The organism is Actibacterium ureilyticum (assembly GCF_002285435.1).
Taxonomy (GTDB): Bacteria; Pseudomonadota; Alphaproteobacteria; order Rhodobacterales; family Rhodobacteraceae; genus Actibacterium_C; species Actibacterium_C ureilyticum.
In genome coordinates, this window is the sequence record NZ_NSBT01000030.1 from 1 (window position 1) to 19,839 (window position 19,839).

Consider the following 19,839-nt stretch of genomic DNA (forward strand, 5'->3'; position numbering starts at 1 on the left):
GACATCAAGGACCTCACCGAGCGCTTTGCCAAGCGGTGGGATGCGGGCTTCAAGCCCAAGCTCGGACAGACCACCCACATGCTCATGTCCTTCCCCGTGGGCACGCGTGGGGAGGATGTGCGCGACATCGCGACGGACGTGGCCGAGCGGTTCTTCCAGACTGATAAGGGGCATTTCGACTACATCATCGCGGTGCATGAGGACCGGGATCACCCGCATGCGCATCTGGTGCTGAACCGCCGCTCGCAGGAAGGCGAGTTCTTCTTTCTGGGGCGCAACCACCGCTTCAACTATGACGACTTCCGTCTCGCCATGGTCGAAGAGGCCGAAAAGTATGGCGTGCGCCTGGAGGCCACGCGCCGGGTGGATCGCGGGGTTGTACATTACCCAGCCCGGACCAGCGAGATCTACGCCGCGAAAGAAGAGGGTCGCGCGCCCCGCGAGCGCGAACGCGTGGGGGCCGACCTGACGCGGACGCTGGCGGAGATTGCCAACACCAGAACCGTCTACCACTCGCTTGCCGCGGAAGCCTCGAGGGAGGCCCGCGAGGATATTGCGGCGGCGCTCTTCCGCGCGGGCGAGGTGCTGGCGCGCGGCGGGCAGGTGGACCGAACAGGAGATGTGTACATGGCCGAGGATCAGAGTTTCGAGGATCTGAGAAGCCTCTACGCGGAGAAGCTCGCGCGAGTGCAGGGCATGATCGCAGAGAAATCCGACGCGGAACGTCCCGTTCTGGAAAAACGCCTCATCGAGATCCAGACGCAGGTCCAGCACATGCAGCCGCTCGGATTGCGATCCTCCACGCTGTCAGAGACCCCATCTGAGGGCGGGGTCTACTCAGAGGCAAACATCCAAGAGAGCGAGCTCGAACGCCTCACTGAGCCGCGCCTGCGCTCACGGATCGACGCGGCCCTGCGCGGCACGGGCATCAGCACATCGGAAGTGGTGGCCCGGATCGAAACCGGGGCGTCAAATGCAGCACTTGAGCATCAATGGATCGCCGATGATCTCTCCAAAGTGGCTGAGGCGCGGGATCTGAACCTCGAACGCCGTGCCGATCTGGAACAGGCGCGCGACATTCTCAATGACGTACATGTCAACCTCGGCACGCTTCTGGAACAGGAAAACGTGCTGCGCCGGGATGGTGTCGTGGAAGCCGAAGCGGTCAGCGAGCAGTTCCATTATCACCGGGACGCGGTGCGGGAGATGGAAGGGACAATCCGTCAGGAGATGCGCGCAGACGGCCTGACATCGCAGCAGATCGAAGAGCGGGATTGGGAGGTGGTCTCAAAGGCAGAGCGCCGGATCGAGGCGGAGCAGCGCGCATATCTCGAGGCGCACCCGGACATGCCGTCCCACCTCGCCCGTGGGCTCGGCGCGACCTATGCGGCCGTTGTGGAGATACGCGACACGGAGGCCATTAATCAGGTCCGCCGCGAAACCGAGATGCGCGACGGGCTCGGGTTGGGCACGCGTGACGAACGTCTAGCAACCCGAGATGAAACGGCGCCGCAGACTGACCGTACCGACCGCCTCGCAGACGAGATTGCGCGCGTTCTAGCCCATGAGCGGGCGGGGCAGTTGTCCGCGCCCTTCGAGAGCGATGCGGAGCGGCACGCTTTCCGCGGCGAGATCGCGCGGGTGCTGGATGACCGCCAATTGGGCCGCCTCACATCCGGCGATGCCGATGCGCTGGACAAGGTTCTCGAGGACCGCCTCGACCGGCTCTATGTCGCCAAGGTCTACCTGCAATCAAATGCCGCGACGGCCAACACGGAGGCCTTGCGCCAGGTGGTCGATGATCTCGCCGATGCCGAATACGAAAAACACCGCGCTGCCGATGTGGACGGCGAGACCGAGCGGGGACAGATCCATTGAGCGCCGCTATGGGAAAAGCGCGGATCGCCACGGGCGTCCTGCTGGTAACGCTGGTGACCGCCGCCATAGGCTACACCATCGCCTCGGCGGTGCTGACCTACCAGGAACTCGGCTTCGGGGCCGAGATCGACTTTGCTTATATCGCGCAGAACTATCTGACGATCCTCGATCGCCGCCCAGAGGATGCCCAACTCATCCACCTTATCATCGGCAGCTTTGCCGCCGCCGGCATGATGCTGAGCCTCGCCTTGTCGGGATCCGCCCTAACACGGTTTGGTCAGACCCATTGGCAGACCGCGCGCGAGATGAAGGCCAATGGCTTCTTCGGGGCGCCCGGGACCGGGTTCATCCTCGGCAAACTTGGGACCCCCGGCTCCCGCGCAAAATACATTTGCTCGAAGGTCTTCCCCCATGCGCTGATCGTGGCACCCACGGGCCGAGGCAAAACCACGGGCTTTGTCATTCCGAACCTGCTGACCTGGCAGGGCTCCGCCGTCACGCTCGATGTGAAAGGCGAGTGTTACGAGGCCACGGCCCGGCACCGTGCAGCCCAGGGCGACAAGGTCTATCGCTTTGCCCCCACCGATTGGGAGGGCAAGCGCACCCATCGCTACAACCCGCTCCTTCGCATCTATCAACTGAAGGACCCCGCCCGCCAGCAGATGGAGTTGCAGCTCCTCGCGACGCTCTTCCTGCAAAGCGACAACGACCGGGTGCAGGGGCTCCTCAAGGGTGGGATCGATCTCTTCGTGGCGGCAGGGCTTTTGGCCTTCCAGCGCAAGCGCCCGACCCTGGGCGAAATCTACCGCATCGCCGCGTCGGGCGGGAACAAGCAGAAGGAGTATTTCGCGCGCGGCCACGAGGTGGAGAACCGTGCCGCCAAGCTGATCTTCACGCGTCTGGCCTCGACCAACAACGACACGCTGACCTCATACGTTTCGCTCCTGATGACTTCGGGGCTGGACCAGTGGCAAAACCCGGCCATCGATGAGGCGACGGCGGTGTCGGACTTTGATTTCCGGACGATCCGCAAGAAGCCCTTCTCCGTCTATCTCGTGGTCCAACCGTTGATGGTGAAGCCGCTGGCGCCGCTGATCCGGCTCTTCTTTTCCGATCTCCTCTCCGCCATGCAGGAAAAAGACCCCGGGCCAGACGAGCCGTGGCCCGTGATGATCATGCTCGACGAGTTCAATCGCTTGGGCAAGATGCCCATCGTGGTCGAGAGCATCGAGACCCTGCGGACCTATCGCGGACATTTGGCCGTGGTCACGCAAACCATCCCCGCCCTCGATGAAATTTATGGCGAGAACACCCGCCGCGCCCTGCAGGGCAACGCGGGCGTGAAGCTCTACCTGACGCCCTCGGATGAAAAAACCGTCGAGGAGCTGAGCAAGGCGGTCGGCAAGACCACGAAGACGGTCATCACGCGATCTCAGTCCATCGGCAAGAACCCCTTCGAGGGCCGCAGCCAGACGACCAGGACCGAGGAAAGCTCCTTGCTGCCTGAAGATGAAGCCCGCCGCCTGCCGCTCGACGAGATCGTCATGGTCATCGATGCGCAAATGCCGGTCCGCGCAAAGCGGATCCAGTATTTTGACGATCGGCTGTTCAAGGCGATCCATGCGGCCCAGATGGGCGAGCTGCCGTTTCCGGAGCCGGGGGGAGGGGGATCACAGGGTACGCTGCCGCTGAGTATGCGCGCCATGCCAATGACGCCGCCACCGGACGGGCCCCGTGGATCTGAAGCCGACGTTGAGGCCGCACGCGAGGCTGCCAATGGCCAGTCGTCAGGGCAAACCGATGTCGCCCCAAAGAAGACCGCGCCTATCGTTCAAGCTGTCGTCGCCGAGGAACAGCACCAGATGGAGTTGGATTTTGAGGGCCCGGTCGCGGATGCCGAGGCAGCGGGCTTAGGCGACGAGGTGGAGTTGCGCTCGGCTGTTGATGGCTTGGACGCGATGCTGCGGGAGGGGGATGGCGAAAATTTGGTGGTTCGATAGGGTGGCGGGGATGGCTTGTCTGTAGGGCAGTTCGCTTCGCTGCGGGTACCAAATGAAATGTACCCATCGAAGAAAGCGGCTGATGGCAGGTCCGCGTTTTTGGGCAGACGCAATTGAGTGGTCCAAGTTGATTGTTGCTGCATCACAGACCTAGGGTCCATCTGGACCATTTTTTCCGGGATTAGTAAGCGGTAACTCTGAACACTTGTAAGTTTCAACCAGCGAACTCTGGGCCGTTGGTGGACCGAATGAACTGCGACGCACTAAGAAAATTCTAGCTACCAACGACGAGAGCCCGGCGTCGACGGCAGAGATAGGCAGGGGACATCAAGCTTTGCTTTTAGACAACAAAAGCCACGGAAGAGTTGTTGACGAGCTTAGGCGCTCGCTGAATGACGAGTCGAAAATGTCAGTATTGACTGGGCTCTTTTCGATATACGGTTTTGCAGAGCTTCGAGGTGAACTGCGGAAAATCAACAAGCTACGTCTTTTGTTGGGCAACGCCGAGAAAATCAAAACCGATAGCTTGGCCGGAAACCGTGATGAAACCAGCCTACGGAACAATTTGGACCTTCAGCGGGTCGCAAGTGAATGTGCTGATTGGGTGAAGCGCAAGGTGGATGTGCAACAATTGCACGGCAGTACAATTGCGCAAAACATCTTCCACATCGAGAGTACACACAACGCCCCGACGGCTATCTCGGGAAGCTCGGACTTCACCGCAGCGGGACTTGGCTCCGTTCCGTCTCGGTCATTTGCGATGAATACGGTGACCCACGACCCGGCAGCGTCCAAACAACTCCTTAGTTGGTTTGATACGATTTGGGCTGATCCGACAGCTGTGCGCGAAGCAAAGGCGCAACTTTTAGAGGCACTAGACCAGCTGGCGTGCGATAAGCCCGCCTGTCATATCTATTTTGCGACGTTGTTCAATATCTTTAGGGACTTCCTAGAAGACATAGACGAAGAGAGCATTATCCGTTCGAAAACCGGCTTCAAAGACACAATTGTCTGGAACAAGCTCTACAAGTTTCAAAGAGACGGCGTGTTGGGCGCGATCGACAAGCTCGAACGCTATGGGGGCTGCATTATCGCCGACAGTGTCGGCTTGGGTAAGACTTTTGAAGCCCTCGCGGTGATCAAGTATTACGAGCTCCGGAATGATCGTGTTTTGGTCTTGGCTCCCAAGAAACTGCGTGAGAACTGGACCGTCTACACGGTCAATGACAAGCGCAACCTGCTGGCAAAGGACCGCTTCAGCTATGACGTGCTGAACCATACAGATCTGAGCCGCATGGCGGGCAAATCCGGAGAGATCAATCTCGAAACACTGAATTGGGGCAACTACGATCTTGTTGTTATCGACGAGTCCCACAACTTTAGAAACAACAATCCTCGGGTCGATGGCGTCACTCGATACCAGCGCTTGATGGAAGACGTGATAAAAAGCGGGGTCAAAACCAAGGTCTTGATGCTCTCGGCAACACCGGTCAACAACCGGCTCAATGACCTCAAGAACCAAGTAGCCTTTATCACTGAAGGTCGAGACAAGGCGTTTGAAGATGCAGGTATCGCCAGCATCGAAGTGACTTTGCGGCGGGCACAGGCCCAATTTAATGATTGGCTCAAGCTGCCAGAAGAAAGCAGAACTAGCGAACGATTGCTCGAAACGCTCAATTTTGGTTACTTCAAGCTGCTCGATCTTTTGACTATTGCCCGCTCGAGGCGGCACATTGAAAAATACTATGACGTCGCCGAGATCGGAAAGTTTCCTGAGCGCCTCAAGCCGCAGAACATCAAGTCGGACATCGACAAGGCTGGAAACTTCCCGCCACTAAAAGAAATCAACCGATCAATCAAAAAGCTCAGCCTCGCCGCCTACGCGCCATTAGATTACGTGCTGAGCGACAAGCAGGAAGAGTATAGTAGAAAGTACGACCAACAGGTAGCTGGTGGGAAATCGACGCTCAAACAAGTCGATCGTGAGCGCAGCCTGATCCATTTGATGCGCGTTAACATGCTCAAGCGCATGGAAAGCTCTATTCACTCATTCGCGCTCACAGTGGGAAAGGTCCACGCTCAGGTTGTCGACTTCCTCAGAAAGATCGAAGAGCACGAAGCGTCCGAAGTCGAAGAGCTTTCCATTGAAGATATTCAGGTGGATGCGGCGGATCTCGATGATTTGATGATCGGTCGCAAGGTGAAAGTCCTCATCCAGGATTTGGATCTCTTTCGGATGCGGCAGGACCTAGAAGCAGACCGTATCTTGCTGGAGTTCTTGCTGGAAGAAGCTCGCAAGGTGACCGCTGAAGAGGACGCAAAACTCGATCGATTAAAAGCGTTGATCCTGGAAAAGAGCCAAAGCCCTATCAACGACGGTAACAAGAAGCTTATCGTTTTCACGGCCTTCTCAGATACCGCCGAGTATCTGTATCAGCACATCAACACTTGGGCGCTGGAAACCTGTGGCCTGCATAGCGCTTTGGTGACAGGTGGCACTGGCAACAACAAGTGCACGTTGACCGGCATTTCGCGAGACCTGAACGGCATCTTGACCAACTTCTCTCCTGTGTCGAAGGAGCGGGATAAGGTTGATCCGGACGCCACAGAAGAAATCGACATCTTGATCGCTACAGATTGTATCTCTGAAGGTCAAAACCTTCAGGACTGCGACACCTTGATAAACTTTGACATCCACTGGAATCCGGTGCGGATTATCCAGCGGTTTGGGCGTGTAGACCGGCTCGGCTCCAAGAATGACGCGATCCAGTTAGTCAATTTCTGGCCCAACATGGAGCTGGATGAATACATCAACCTTGAGGCCCGCGTGAGCGGTCGGATGGTGCTGTTGGACATCTCGGCGACCGGCGAGGAAAACGTCATTGAGTATGACGAAAAAAAGCAGATGAACGACTTGGAGTATCGTCGTCGTCAAATGCAGCAGCTGCAGGATACAGTCCTCGACTTGGAAGACATGGACGGCAACGTCTCGATCACGGATCTGACACTCAATGACTTCCGCATGGATCTGTCAGGCTACCTGAAAGAACACTTGGAAGATCTTGAACGCACTCCCGCCGGACTGCACGCTGTGGTGTCTTCTTTGGGTCCCCAGGCTGTGCCTGGGGTGATCTTCTGTCTACGTGACCAAACCGGCACCGCTCATGCCAACGAAGGGTACGCGCTCGCTCCCTACTTCCTGGCCTATGTAGCGGAAACCGGTGAAATCGTGTTCAATCACTTGCAGGCCAAGAAAAGCTTGGACCTACTGAAGAAGCTGGGCGCGACCGCCACGGAGGTGGACCAAGCGGCCATCGACGCACTGAACTCCAGTACGAAGAACTTGCGGAACATGCAGCCCTACAAGGACCTTCTGGCAATCGCGGTGGAGAGCATCGTGGGCAAGACCGAGGAGAAAGGCGTCGAGAGCCTGTTCGCCCGTGGCGGCACGACCTTGTCTGCCAGCGGCGGCGCGGGCTCTGATGACTTCGAAGTGGTCAGTTTTCTAATCATAAAGGCCGCCGCATGATCGACGCCTTTTTCGACCGCCTCCGCATCCCGGATAGCTGCCGCCTAGATAAGCCGCTCTTCAAGAAGCTGTTTCTGGACAACGCGGAGCTCAAGGCGGCGGACAAGAAAGCGCTGAGCGAGGATGTGTCAGGCATCCGTTGGCGATACACACTGAAGCCGAGCTCGATCAACATCTCTGCTTTCACGGACGAAGAACGCGACTACGGAGAGGTGGCGATCTTGTCGGTGGACCTGTCCAGCGCGAACCGTGTGAAACGGCTGGCGGCATTCATGCAGCAAGCGATCCCGTACCCACTGCTGTTGGTGTTTCAGCATGAAGGCAAGGTAGCGCTGAGCGTTGCTGACAAGCGGATCAACCAAGCGGACTCATCCAAGATCGTGGTGGAGGAGCGCTGGCTGAGCCCATGGTTCGACCCGGCGGCACCGACGGAGATTGAAGCGGCGTTTCTGGAAGCAGTGACCCTTTCGAAGCTACCGGCCACAAACTTCTACGCCCTGTACCAAGGGCTGCAGGCGCAGGTTATCGCGTTCATCGCGGCGGAGCGGACTGGGCAGTTTCAAGCGGCCTCGGCCAAGGTTGCCCCCATGCACCGGGCGGCGCTGCGCAAGATTGATGGGCTGGAGCGTGAGATCTCGGAGCTACGCAACGCGCTCAAGCGCGAAAGTCAGATGGCGCGGAAAATCTCTTTGAATTCCGAGATCAAATCCCGGAAAGATGTTATAGTTCAACTTGAAGCCGAATTGACCGGCGCTTCCCAATAAAGACAGACCGAGCATGCAAAACGTTACCCAACAGGACGGCCAAAGCGCTGACATTATCTCCGAAAATATTGAAAAGCTGAAAGAGCTGTTCCCAGACGCGTTCACCGAGGACGGCGTCAACTTTGATGTGTTGCGCCAATTGTTGGGTGATGCAGAAGTTTTGGACGAAGGGGATGAGAAATATGGTCTGAACTGGCACGGGAAGAAAGCTGCACGACAAATCGCTTTGACGCCAAGCGCTGGCACACTTCTGCCTTGTCCAGAAGAGAGCATCAATTGGGAAGCAACCAAGAATGTCTTCATTGAGGGTGACAATCTTGAAGTAATGAAGCTTTTGCAAAAGAGTTATGCCGGAAAAGTTAAGCTAATATACATCGACCCGCCGTACAATACAGACAAAGATTTTGTCTATCCTGATCGATACTCTGAAGGTTTGGAAACTTACCTAAGATACACGGGTCAAAAGACAGCATCGGGCGAATGGAAAGTGAGCAAAAGTGGTCAGGAGAAAACTGGCCGAAAGCACACGCAATGGCTCAACATGATGATGCCAAGACTTGTGCTTGCCCGCAATTTGCTGACCACAGACGGAGTGATATTGATCAGCATTGACGAAAAAGAGAGCTCCAACCTTAGATCAGTATGCGACCAAGTTTTTGGGGAAGAAAATTTTGTTGCTCAGTTTTCTGTGGTAACCAACTACAAAGGCAGGAACGACAAGACAAACGTTGCTATGGCTCACGAGTACGTCATGGCCTACAAAAAATCTGGCTTTGTATCGCAGGGTTTGCCGCTAACTGAGGCTCAGATAGCTGAGTTCAAGTTAGTCTTAGATGACGGGCGAAAATACAAGCTTCGGGATTTGCGCAAGAGAGGTGGTCCGGACACCCGCGAAGATCGACCCAAAATGTGGTTTCCTCTGTTCTACAACAAAGCCACCAAAACTATGAGCTTGGAACGGCAGTCTCCCGAAGACATCGAAATAACGCCTTTGAAAAGCGATGGAAGTGATGGTCGTTGGAGGTGGGGCAAGGATAAGGTAAGAGAAAATTTATCAGATCTTGAGGCCTCGTATGTCAAAAAGAGTGATAAATGGAATATCTCCTATAGGATCTTTCTAGATAATGCGGGGCCTACTCCGATCGAGGGCGAAGAAGACCTTGATGAGGACGAGTTTGATGAAACAGAGTTCCAAGGCTCATTGCCAAAATCGATCTGGATGGGTGGTGAATTCTCAACCGATGCCGGAAAGCGGGCTTTAAAAAAGCTTATTCCAGGTACTTCTCTTGAATATCCGAAGTCAGTCGAATTGTTGAAAAGGTGTATCTATTACGGAACATCGAAGGATGACTTGATTTTAGATTTCTTCTTCGGATCCGGCACGCTGGCCCAAGCGGTTTTTGAAGTTGAGCAAGAAGATCCGCGCGGTAGACACTTTATTGGTGTTCAGCTGCCTGAGCCAATCGACGAAAAATCGGCTGCTCGTAAGGCTGGATTTTTGACTGTTGCCGATATTGCGAAAGAAAGAATGAGAAAGGCTGCGGAGCATGTTCGATCACTTGGTGAAGAAAAAATCGACTTGGGCTTTAAGGTTCTAAAGCTAAGCGGTTCGAACATAAGGCAATGGAATCCAGACCGCACAGATCTGGAAGAAACTCTGCTTTCTCACAAAGAACACCTTGTTGAAGGCCGGACAGAACAGGACGTGCTCTATGAACTCTTGCTCAAACGTGGGATCGAACTGACGGTTCCCATCGAAGAGCGGCAGGCTGCAGGCAAAACGATCTACAGCATCGGATACGGCGTCCTGTTCGCGTGTCTCGATACGTCCATTGCCGCCGCCGACGTCGATGACGTCGCCCAGGGCATCCTTGACTGGCACAAGGAACTGGCACCGGAGACAGACACGCATGTCTTCTTCCGCGACAGCGCCTTTGCCGACGACATCGCCAAAACCAACATGGCCGCCATTCTGGAACAGAACGGCATTTCTCACGTCCGTAGCCTGTAAGATCAATCGCCATGTCAAAGATGAAACTGCATTTCGAAGATGATCTGGATTACCAGCAAGCCGCCATCGCGGCGGTAGTGGATCTGTTCAAGGGCCAAGAAATCTCACGCTCTGAGTTCACCGTGACCTACCGCCCCGAAAGCGGCCCGCAGGGAACGCTAGGCCTGCAAGAGAACGAGTTGGGCGTCGGGAACCGCCTGCAGCTGGTCGACGACGAGCTCTTGGAGAACCTGGGTGACATTCAGCTGCGTAACGGCCTGGGTCAGGACACAGTGCTGCAGTCGGGTGACTTCACCGTCGAGATGGAGACCGGCACCGGGAAAACCTACGTCTACCTGCGCACGATTTTCGAGTTGAACCAAGAATACGGTTTCACCAAGTTCGTGATCGTTGTGCCCTCGGTGGCCATCAAGGAAGGCGTCTACAAAACGCTTGAGATCACGCGTGAGCATTTTGAAAACCTCTACCCGAAGGCCAAGGGGTATGAGTATTTTCAGTATGACAGCTCGAAGCTGGGACAGGTACGCAACTTTGCTACCAGCTCGACGATCCAGATCATGGTCACGACGGTGGGCGCGATCAACAAGAAGGACGTCAACAACCTCTACAAAGAGAACGAGAATACCGGCGGCGAGAAGCCCATCGACCTGATCAAGGCGACCAACCCGATCATCATCGTGGATGAACCTCAGAGTGTTGACGGGGGCCTCAAAGGGGCCGGTAAGACGGCGCTGCAGGCGATGAACCCGCTTTGCACGCTGCGCTACTCAGCAACGCATATCCAGAAGCATCACATGGTCTACCGGCTCGATGCCGTTGACGCTTACGAACGCGGCTTGGTGAAGCAGATCGAGGTGGCGTCCCTGGAGATCGAGGGTGGGCATAACAAGCCCTATGTCAAACTCATCTCAACCCACAATCGGCAAGGCACTATCACGGCCAAGGTCGAGTTGGATGTAGCCAGCGGAAAGGCGGTCAAACGCAAGATTTTGACGGTCGAAGATGGTGACGATCTGGAGCAACTGACGAACCGGGCGATCTACGAGAATATGCAGATCGGCACGATCAGGGTCGGGCCGGAAGAGACGATTGAGATCAAAGGCCCTGGCCTGGACAAGGTGCTGAAGCCCGGCATGTCGCACGGTGGCGTCGATCCAGACGCACAGAAGCGTTTGATGATCCGGCGAACGATCAAAGAGCATCTCGACAAGGAACTTCGGTTCAAGGAAACCGGTCGGCCCATCAAGGTGCTGAGCTTGTTCTTCATCGATACGGTGGAACACTATCGGCAGTACGACGAGGATGGGAACCAAGTTAAGGGCAAGTATGCCCAGATGTTTGAGGAAGAGTACGCCAAGCTCGCCAAGTCATCGGACTATCAGACACTTTTTGGGCCGATCGACTTTGAATTGGAGGCCGCCGACGTGCACGATGGCTACTTCTCGATCGACAAGAACAAAAGATGGACTGAAACCGCTGAGAACAATCAAGCTAACCGAGACAATGCTGAACGCGCCTATAGCCTGATTATGAAGGACAAGGAAAAGCTCTTGAGCTTTGACACGAAGCTCAAGTTTATCTTCTCCCACTCCGCTTTGCGGGAAGGCTGGGACAATCCCAATGTGTTCCAGATCTGCACGCTCAGGGACATGAACACCGAACGGGAACGACGTCAGACTATTGGCCGGGGCCTTCGATTGGCAGTAAATTCCGACGGGGCAGAAAAAGGTCGGCGCATTCGAGGCAACGACACCAATACACTGACTGTCGTCGCCACCGAAAGCTATGAAGAATTTGCCAAGAACCTGCAGACGGAGATCGAAAAGGATACCGGCATCAAGTTTGGTATTGTTGAGCGACATCAATTTGCTTCGGTGCAAGTGAAGAACGACGATGGAACCCTTCAGCCTTTGGGTGCAGCCGCATCCGAACAGCTGTGGGAACATCTCAAAGCAGCGGATCTCATTGATGGAAAGGGTAAGGTTCAAGACAGCCTTCGAACGGCTCTGAAAGATGGCACCCTCCAGCTGCCCGAGGAGTTTGAGGACCAAGCCAGTCAAATTGAAGGGATCCTGAAAAAACTTGCAGGCCGCCTGGACATCAAGAACGCCGATGATCGAAAGGTTATTCGAACACGAGAGGCAGTTCTTCAAAGCCCAGAGTTCAAAGCTCTATGGGATCGGATCAAACATAAAACGACGTACCGGGTTGAATTCGACAACTCTAAGCTGGTCGACGACGCTGCAGAAGCGATCCGAAAAAGCGACCCGATCACAAAAACCCGGGCTCGGTTCAGAACGGCCGGGCTGGAAATCGGTAAGGGCGGTGTATCCGCAAAAGATGGACGTCAGGGCGCTTTCACGACAATCAATGAAGACGATATCGAGCTGCCCGACATCATCACGGATCTCCAAGACAAGACCCAACTGACACGCAGCAGCATCGTAGATATATTGCTGAAGAGCGACCGCGTGGAAGACTTCAAGCGCAATCCACAGCAATTTATCGACCAATGTGCCGAGGCCATCAATCGCACCAAGCGTTTAGCGCTGGTTGACGGTATTCGCTATCAACGGATCGGTGATGATCACTTCTATTGCCAGGAACTCTTTGAACAAGAAGAGCTGAAAACGTACCTGAAGAATGCAATTCAAACGGCGAAATCTGTATTTGAGTATGTAGTCTATGATTCTGAGGGAACGGAACGCAAATTCGCTGAGGGCCTTGAGGCCAACGAGGCCGTGAAAGTCTACGCAAAGCTTCCAGCTTGGTTCAAGATTCCGACCCCACTCGGCACTTACAATCCAGACTGGGCGGTTCTGGTCGAGGAAGGCGGAGCAGAGAAGCTTTACTTTGTCGTTGAAACCAAAAGCAGCGGCTGGTGGGATGATCTGCGCCATCAGGAAGGCGCGAAGATAAAGTGTGGAGAGAAACACTTCGCCGCAATTGCCATTGATCCCAATCCGGCAGAATACATCAAAGTCACCTCAGTCGATGGGATGATGAAACACACGTAAGGCCACGGTATGACGGAACACGCGCAGGACATCCCAGCCTTTGGTTTTCTATTACGCCCTATCCTGCACGCCCTGCATGCGCCCGACCTTTCGATCAGCGATGTGCAAAAATCCGTCGCTGATGCGTTCAATTTCCCTTACGGCAAAATCAACGTCGCGGTTCCTGCTGGGACCAAGAACACGTTCCACAACAATTTCGATGTCGCGCTATCATGGCTTAAGAAAACCCAGCTAGTGGAACAGTCGCGACGCCCAAGGCCGGGTTATCCCAAGAAGACCTACGCCGCCTTGAGCCTTACCCCCGCAGGAGAAAAGGCGCGTGATACGGACGCTTTGCCGCCCATGCCGGACGAGCTTGCCAGCAGGGATTTGGCAACTGAGCTGAGAAAGGTTCCGCAGAAGAAGACGGCGAAACGCCCGGCTCGCGAATTGCCAGTGGCCAAACCTGTCAAACGCGCGAACATCCTCGGGGCCGAGGCAGCGATCATCGATGGGATCCAAGGGATGGAGCACGAGAGGTTGCATGGCCTTTGGATTCAGAACGTCTTGCGGCTTGGCGACCCCGCGCAGGCTTTCAAACACGGGGCTGCCAACCGGATCGTTGAGGCCATCGAGAAGGAGTGGAAACGTCGGCTGCCGCATATCCGGAAGCATCCTGAATATTTTACATGGCCCAGCACGGGTGCCGACGGCGGTGGAGGTGGTTTCGAGATTGGCAAAGCACCCACCGAGGGCATGCTTGGATATCTTGAGTATCGAGTCGGCCGTACGAATGGCCTGCCAGAGGGCGCGAGGCGCGCAATCCTTGATCGCGTCGTGACGGGAACACTGCCGATCTACTGGTCACTGGAATACTATGAGCAATGGTCTGAACCCGGTTCTGCAGCGCGACTGCAAAAGCTGGCGGAAACGATTGCTGCCTTTGCCCGAAACGCGAAGCGACGCCGACGGAGTGCCCTCTCTGACGCGATTGTGGAATGGGAGAGCGACCTCGCCTACTTGAAGAAGAAGTACTATCTTTCCCGTTTTGGTTTTGGTTGGCCGTCAACGATCTAGCCAAAATGATTGAGTGTGTTCTCGCAGCACGAATGTTGCTGGTTCTACAACTTCAGTATAACATCTTTGTGTCGAGTGGTTTTGTCTATCATCAGCGTGAATTTTGCCATTGCAGCGAATGGCAGCAAAGCGGGCTGCGACCGCTGCATCCAGTCTGTGCGCTCAAGGTCAGCTCTGGGCCGGGCCATTCACCGCCTGCCGAGCCGGCCCAACCTGGAAAGCTGCGCAAGCATTCGGGCGCCGGTTCCGGTCCCGTCTCCGGGAGGAGTAGCGGTTGGCCCTCCCGCAGTATTGGGTCGGCTTGGCAACGCTTGTAAACCAAAGAATTGTCGCGCGCGCAGAGCTGCGTATTCCGCGCCAGTCGCACCTCCGATGGCGTACCGGTTGTAGACTTGTTGGCTGCCAGCGAGCCCTCGGGCAAAGGCATAGCTACCGCCGAAGCCGGCCGAGAGTGCCGGCATCATGATGTTTCCGGAAATCGCCCGCACCAGGAATGGTGTTGCGATGATGAATCCCTTTGCCATCAGCACCATCATGAAGAACGGAATGAGCGCGCCGATGTTGGAGGCACCTTCCGGGTCGCCCAGCTCAGCAAGGAGCGCACGCGAGACACCCGTGATGGTCGCGAACACGCCGGCCACGACGATGGGGTAGAGCGCAAAAGAAATCAGTGCCGAAAGCCAACGCGCGAAGTAATCCTTGGTTATTTCGAAAAGGGTCAGGAAGATCATGACCGGAGCAATCCCGATCAGTAGAGCGATCATGAGCCGTGACGCGACCACGATGAATGCCGCCAAACCACCGAGGATTGAGAGCAGCAAAACCCCAAGGGTGTCCAACAGGGCACCGGCCATCCAGTTCAGTTCAGAGCCCGCAGCATTCAAATAGTCCCCGAGCGCCGCGATCAGGTCATCGAACTCCTCTGCGAAGGTGCCAGACGGTCCGGGTGATCCGCCGCCCACAGAGGCCACGAGCGACCCGGCTATGCTGTCGATCCCGTTCAGGATCGCCGCAGCAAGGATGTTGAACTGCACCCAGTTGGTCGCAAAAACACCTATCAGCCCGACCTTCACGGCGAGCCAGAAGGCCGTGCGCCCGTCCATGGCGCGATACTGGTAGATCGTGTTGATGAAAACCAGAATGACCACGAGCGTAGTGCCGAGTACGAGCATCGTTCCGACTGTTGCGGCGACTGCGCCAAATTGCGTCTCGGCAGCTGTATTGAGATAGCCCTCAGCCGTTTCCACGAAGTAGGTGACGACGCTCATGGAACCCTACCAGTTTCCAGCAGCTTCGCAGATTGGCATGGCTTCGCGCCGAAGCTCATTTGCCTGCCGTCGGTATTCTGACGTCGCTTCCACGATGTCCCAGTATTCAGATGCGGCGAACTGCTCAACGAAGACGCCTTCAGCGGCCTCCCAAGAAGGATACCGCGTCAGGCATTCACAGCTTTGGGCTTCAACGATGCGTTGCATGCTCTGAGCACGATAGATTTGTTGAATCAGGAGCCGTTTGTGGGACTCGCGTACATTGATGTCTTGCATCCACTGTGGCTCCGGGGGTTGGTCGGGACAGACATCTGGCTGGTTATCGAGCGTTGGGATCAGGTTCCGTTCAGCGACGCCGGCGGTTGCACAGAGAAAAACGAGCAGGCTTGCATTCGCAAGGATCCGCATCATTCGGAAGCCACCTTCGTCGCCAAAGATTCACGCTTCAAGAACGTAGTATAGCCGTAGTCACCGGCTTCAGCTGTAATGACTTCCCACCCCTCCGCGCCGCGCTCATTCAAGGCGCTTCTCATCGCGTCGTAGTCCTTTTGCTTCTTCACCTGGAAAAACAGGATGTCATATTCAAAGGTCTTCATTGGGAAGCTCCAATCTCGGTTGTGCCGGGGAGGTAGAATTCGGTGATGCCGCGTTTGCCGTTGTGGCGACCGGCCTGGATGATCACGTCGATAGAATTCTCAATGTACTGGATCATATCGGCATAGGTCATCGGGATCTCGGTCTTGAGGGCTGCGATGGCCAGACGCTGCACGGCGAGTTGCGGGGTCTCGGCATGTAGCGTGGTCATGGACCCGCCATGTCCGGTATTGATCGCTTCGAGGAAAGTCATCGCCTCTTTGCCGCGCACCTCGCCGAGGATGATCCGGTCGGGGCGCATGCGCAGTGTCGCGGTGAGCAGCACATCGGCCGTCTGGAACTCCGCGTCGCGATTGGCAATCAGCGTTACGGCATTGGGCTGGGTCGGCAGAAGCTCGGCGGCTTCCTCGATGGTGACGATGCGTTCTTCGGTCGGCACGTGCGAGAGGATCTTGCGCGCGGCCACGGTCTTGCCGGTGGAGGTGCCGCCCGAGACAATCATGTTCAGCTTGTTGTCGACGCAGAAGGCCAGCGCATCGTCGATCCCGCCTGCGGCCACCACTTCGCGCAGTTCCCGGGTCTTCTCGAGCCGCAATTCCTCAAGCTTGCGTTCCTTGCCAAAGAGGAAATCGAGCGCGATCCCCTCGAGCAGCAGGCTCGAGAAGAACCGCAGGCTGATCGACATCGCCGAGAGCACGGCGGGCGGCGTGATGACCTGTGCCCGGATCGGTCGCCCCTTGTAGGTGATCGAGACCGAGACGATGGGGCGGTCCTTGCTCATCGTCGTATTGGCGGAGGAGGCGATCTGGTTGCCGAGGTCCTTCACTTCTGTTGCGGTCAACGCTTGATCCAGCTTTCTCATGAAGTGATCGCCCTGGAATTCTCCCCAGCAAGTCCCGTCAGGGTTGATGCAGATCTCGATGACATCGTCGCGGGCGGCGGCGTCGATCCGATCAAGCGAGGTCTGGAGATAGCTCAGCGACATGGGCTCAGAAGATCTCCAGATCGCGGTCGACCATAACGGTGACGCGGGCGCCTTGGTCGACATAGATGACCGGACCGATGGAGAGGTAGTCGCCTATCACGCTGTCTGTGGCATCGGCAAGATCATCGCCCACGTCTTCGAGCACATCTGCGGTGGTCTCATCCTGCAAGTTTGCCGCGGCGGCGCTTGGCGCGGCGGAAATCAGCGAGATCAGGGCGGCCGACCCGAAACGCTCGGCAAAGCGCGTGTCCACGAAACCTGTGACACCGGAACGACCCAGTTCATCGCCCCCGAAGGAGCTGATCTGGACGGTCTGGCCCGCGGGCAGGATGATCCGGTCCCAAGCGATAGTCACGCGGCGCTGCGCGATATCGACGCCGGTGCGGTAGCGCCCGATGAGACGGGATCCGCGGGGGATCAAGAGGCGCACGCCATCGACGCTGTAGACATCCTCGGACACTACGGCACGGGTCTGGCCGGGCAGGGAGCTGTCAAGGGCAGTTTCCATGACGGCCTGGATCATGGTGCCCTGGATGATGGTGTTGGAGGGATTGGCGATCACCTCGGCCTGCGTCACGGTGGAGGGCAACGCCCCGTTCAGCACGAAATCCGTCACCTCGCCAAAGGTGCGCTCGGTCAGCGCCGTCTCATTCGCACCGGATGTGCCGCCAAAAGCGATGGTGGGCGAGGCGATGCGGCGTTCCTGAAACGCACGCTCCTCTGCCGCGCGGCGCTCAAGTTCCGCGAGCCGTCTTGCTTCCTCCTCGCGGCGCAATCGCTCTTGCTCGCGTGCGCGCAGCTCATCCTCCGTGGGACCCGCTGGGGCGGGTTGGGGTCGGCTGGCCTCGAGTTGGGCCAGTTCCAGATCCATGCGGAGTTGCTCAAGGCTGCGATCCCGCGCCGTCAGTTCGTCCTGGAATCGTTGCTGTGCGGCTTCCGAGGCGGCTTGTAGTGCCGCGATCTGAGCAGTCAGAGCGTCAATTGCCTCTGCGGCGGCGGTGTTGTCCTCGACGACCGGTTCAGGGGCGTTGCGCAACTCCTCGATCTGGGCCTGCAGGGCGGTGATCTGCGCCAGAAGCTCCGCGTTCGGCTCGACTGGATCGGGTCCGACGAACACAACCTCGGGCTCGGGCGGGGGCAAGGTCTCGATAGCGCCAAAGCCATCCCCTTCGTTTTGGAAGACGTCCGGAGTGGCCGTCGGCAAGGCTTCCTCTTCTTCGGGCTGTGAGAGGAGATAGAGCAGGGCACCAACTGCGCCGATGACGAGGACCACGATCAGCGCGAGAAGGGGCGACCGGCGCTGCGACGCCGTGGGGGCGCGGGCACTGCCTTTCTCAAGGGCGGCGAGGCGTTTTTCCAGCTCGGTGTTCTCAGTATCGCTCATGAGGCGGCCTCCGCGGGCGGGATCGCCTCGATGCAGACCACCTCTTCGCCAAGTCGCAGGACCCATTGGCGGTTCACGCCGCTGACGCGGATCACGCCGTCTTCAGGAGTTTGCGTGTTGACCGTGCGCTCGCGGCCGCCCGCGTAGCGGAAGATCGCAGGCACCGGCGCGTTCCGCGGAAATTCGAAATACGTGAACGTCCCGTCATCCCAGATGCGGGTTGGCGTAAACTCGGTCCGCGCGCTGGCACCGTAATTGTAGTTTGGCGCTTGGGCGGCGATGGCTCGAGTCGGGCGCCCAGCGTCATCAGGATAGCGGAACTGCACCACATAGAAGGTCGGGCTGCGGACCTCCTCGACGTTGAAGTAGTAGCTCCGGCGGTTCGTATAAACTGTCACATTGGTATGCACCCCGCGCGCGACGGGCTTGATGGCAAATGCCTGACCGCCCGGAACGCCGTCGATCTCGAAGCCTTCCGTGTCGCCAGCGATGATCGAGCGAATGCTCTCGCCCTCACCGAACTCGATGGTGGTGACGTGGGTGAGCGAGACATTCAGTCGATAGACCTGACCCTCCTGGTAGGTGGCCAAGCGCACGCGACTGTCATTGGGGCCACCGCGCGGGATGGCTTCTGCGAAGGCAAGGACCGGCAGGAGGGCAAATAGGACAGCAACAAAGGACTTACTGATCAAACTAATTCTCCAATCTGTCGGAGCGGATGGAATATTCGAGCACGGTGAAGCCGAACGGGTTGGTCCAGACCTCATCGATGGAGCGGCGGGTCTCGGGACGGAACTCGAAGAGAAGTGTGGCGGTGAAGAGCCCGGTCTGGACGCCGTTGATGGATGTCAGGCGCTTGCGCAGGCGGACCGTGGCGCGGTTGGTGCCGATGCGATTGATGCTGAGGATTTCCACGTCGAGCCGGGCGTTCGGCCCGTAGACCGTCGGCGGGTAATTCTCGTTGGCGCTGTTCCAGATCTGGCGCAACCCGCTCTCGGCAGCTCCGTCCGAGCGGCGCAGGACGCTGCGGATGCGCAGGTCGTTGTCGAGCTGGTTATAGACCTCGCGGTCGGTCACATAGCGGAAGACCTCCGCCTCGATGACCGCCTGGTTTGCAGTAACAGAAGTCGCACCGACCGAAGCCTCTGGCAGGGCAAAGCCGGTGGCGGGATCATAGGGCACGACCACAGGCGGCGGATCGACATCGAGGATCGCGACAGCCGCCGCGCTCAGGCATCCGAGAATGCCGAAGATGAGCCCGATGAGCCCAAGGCGCTGCCAGAGGCGTTCACGGCGCAGAGCACCATAGACCAGCTCTTCTTCGATGATGTCCTGTTCACTCGCCACGCGTCA

The 19,839-nt window shown here is 57.2% G+C and carries 14 protein-coding genes; 7 read left to right on the top strand and 7 right to left on the bottom strand.

All coding sequences use genetic code 11. From position 1 onward, the window contains the following. The 7 genes from CLM60_RS11815 to CLM60_RS11845 all read left to right on the top strand — a co-directional run. The coding region (locus tag CLM60_RS11815; protein WP_095589373.1) for a relaxase/mobilization nuclease domain-containing protein at positions 1–1,878 on the top strand (1,878 nt) is incomplete at its 5' end. Between the two features lie 8 nt (positions 1,879–1,886). Continuing rightward, positions 1,887–3,878, top strand: a complete 1,992-nt coding sequence (locus CLM60_RS11820) for a type IV secretory system conjugative DNA transfer family protein (protein ID WP_095589374.1) — start codon at positions 1,887–1,889, stop codon at positions 3,876–3,878. 406 nt (positions 3,879–4,284) lie between these two features. After that, on the top strand, positions 4,285–7,407 hold the full coding sequence (locus tag CLM60_RS11825; RefSeq protein ID WP_217983290.1) for a helicase-related protein: 3,123 nt from the start codon (positions 4,285–4,287) through the stop codon (positions 7,405–7,407). Further along, complete coding sequence (locus tag CLM60_RS11830; RefSeq protein ID WP_095589376.1) at positions 7,404–8,171, top strand: DUF4391 domain-containing protein; 768 nt, start codon at positions 7,404–7,406, stop codon at positions 8,169–8,171. Before CLM60_RS11825 ends, CLM60_RS11830 begins: the two co-directional genes overlap by 4 nt. Positions 8,172–8,184: 13 nt before the next feature. Next, positions 8,185–10,182, top strand: coding sequence for a site-specific DNA-methyltransferase (locus tag CLM60_RS11835; protein WP_095589377.1), 1,998 nt, complete (start codon positions 8,185–8,187; stop codon positions 10,180–10,182). An 11-nt stretch (positions 10,183–10,193) separates the two neighbouring features. Then, positions 10,194–13,199, top strand: a complete 3,006-nt coding sequence (locus CLM60_RS11840) for a type III restriction-modification system endonuclease (RefSeq protein WP_245848395.1) — start codon at positions 10,194–10,196, stop codon at positions 13,197–13,199. A gap of 9 nt (positions 13,200–13,208) precedes the next feature. Continuing rightward, on the top strand, positions 13,209–14,255 hold the full coding sequence (locus CLM60_RS11845; protein WP_095589378.1) for a hypothetical protein: 1,047 nt from the start codon (positions 13,209–13,211) through the stop codon (positions 14,253–14,255). A gap of 188 nt (positions 14,256–14,443) precedes the next feature. Here CLM60_RS11845 and CLM60_RS11850 read toward each other — a convergent pair whose 3' ends face one another. Genes CLM60_RS11850 through CLM60_RS11880 form a run of 7 tightly spaced genes read right to left on the bottom strand, consistent with a single transcriptional unit; the run spans position 14,444 to position 19,833 of the window. Then, a complete protein-coding gene (locus CLM60_RS11850) occupies positions 14,444–15,523 on the bottom strand; it encodes a TrbL/VirB6 family protein (RefSeq protein WP_095589379.1) in 1,080 nt (359 codons plus the stop codon). Between the two features lie 6 nt (positions 15,524–15,529). Continuing rightward, entirely contained in the window at positions 15,530–15,934 is a 405-nt protein-coding gene (locus CLM60_RS11855) for a hypothetical protein (protein WP_095589380.1), read from the bottom strand. Beyond that, positions 15,931–16,119 (bottom strand): hypothetical protein, encoded by a 189-nt coding sequence (locus CLM60_RS11860; RefSeq protein ID WP_095589381.1) that lies wholly within the window; start codon positions 16,117–16,119, stop codon positions 15,931–15,933. Before CLM60_RS11860 ends, CLM60_RS11855 begins: the two co-directional genes overlap by 4 nt. After that, entirely contained in the window at positions 16,116–17,102 is a 987-nt protein-coding gene (locus CLM60_RS11865) for an ATPase, T2SS/T4P/T4SS family (protein ID WP_095589382.1), read from the bottom strand. The genes CLM60_RS11860 and CLM60_RS11865 overlap by 4 nt, the downstream gene beginning before the upstream one ends. A gap of 4 nt (positions 17,103–17,106) precedes the next feature. Then, positions 17,107–18,486, bottom strand: coding sequence for a TraB/TrbI/VirB10 family type IV secretion system protein (locus CLM60_RS11870; protein ID WP_095589383.1), 1,380 nt, complete (start codon positions 18,484–18,486; stop codon positions 17,107–17,109). Next, a complete protein-coding gene (locus CLM60_RS11875) occupies positions 18,483–19,178 on the bottom strand; it encodes a TrbG/VirB9 family P-type conjugative transfer protein (RefSeq protein ID WP_095589384.1) in 696 nt (231 codons plus the stop codon). The genes CLM60_RS11870 and CLM60_RS11875 overlap by 4 nt, the downstream gene beginning before the upstream one ends. Before the next feature lies 1 nt (position 19,179). Next, the gene (locus CLM60_RS11880) at positions 19,180–19,833 is read right to left on the bottom strand and encodes a VirB8 family type IV secretion system protein (protein ID WP_095589385.1); all 654 of its coding nucleotides are present in this window, start codon (positions 19,831–19,833) and stop codon (positions 19,180–19,182) included. Positions 19,834–19,839: the final 6 nt, after the last annotated feature.

Excerpts from the sequence above, each read along its gene's own strand:
- CLM60_RS11870 (WP_095589383.1), bottom strand. The coding sequence starts at position 18,486 with ATGAGCGATACTGAGAACACCGAGCTGGAAAAACGCCTCGCCGCCCTT.
- CLM60_RS11835 (WP_095589377.1), top strand. The coding sequence starts at position 8,185 with ATGCAAAACGTTACCCAACAGGACGGCCAAAGCGCTGACATTATCTCC.
- CLM60_RS11845 (WP_095589378.1), top strand. The coding sequence starts at position 13,209 with ATGACGGAACACGCGCAGGACATCCCAGCCTTTGGTTTTCTATTACGC.
- CLM60_RS11830 (WP_095589376.1), top strand. The coding sequence starts at position 7,404 with ATGATCGACGCCTTTTTCGACCGCCTCCGCATCCCGGATAGCTGCCGC.
- CLM60_RS11840 (WP_245848395.1), top strand. The coding sequence starts at position 10,194 with ATGTCAAAGATGAAACTGCATTTCGAAGATGATCTGGATTACCAGCAA.
- CLM60_RS11855 (WP_095589380.1), bottom strand. The coding sequence starts at position 15,934 with ATGATGCGGATCCTTGCGAATGCAAGCCTGCTCGTTTTTCTCTGTGCA.
- CLM60_RS11825 (WP_217983290.1), top strand. The coding sequence starts at position 4,285 with ATGTCAGTATTGACTGGGCTCTTTTCGATATACGGTTTTGCAGAGCTT.
- CLM60_RS11850 (WP_095589379.1), bottom strand. The coding sequence starts at position 15,523 with ATGAGCGTCGTCACCTACTTCGTGGAAACGGCTGAGGGCTATCTCAAT.
- CLM60_RS11820 (WP_095589374.1), top strand. The coding sequence starts at position 1,887 with ATGGGAAAAGCGCGGATCGCCACGGGCGTCCTGCTGGTAACGCTGGTG.
- CLM60_RS11865 (WP_095589382.1), bottom strand. The coding sequence starts at position 17,102 with ATGTCGCTGAGCTATCTCCAGACCTCGCTTGATCGGATCGACGCCGCC.
- CLM60_RS11860 (WP_095589381.1), bottom strand. The coding sequence starts at position 16,119 with ATGAAGACCTTTGAATATGACATCCTGTTTTTCCAGGTGAAGAAGCAA.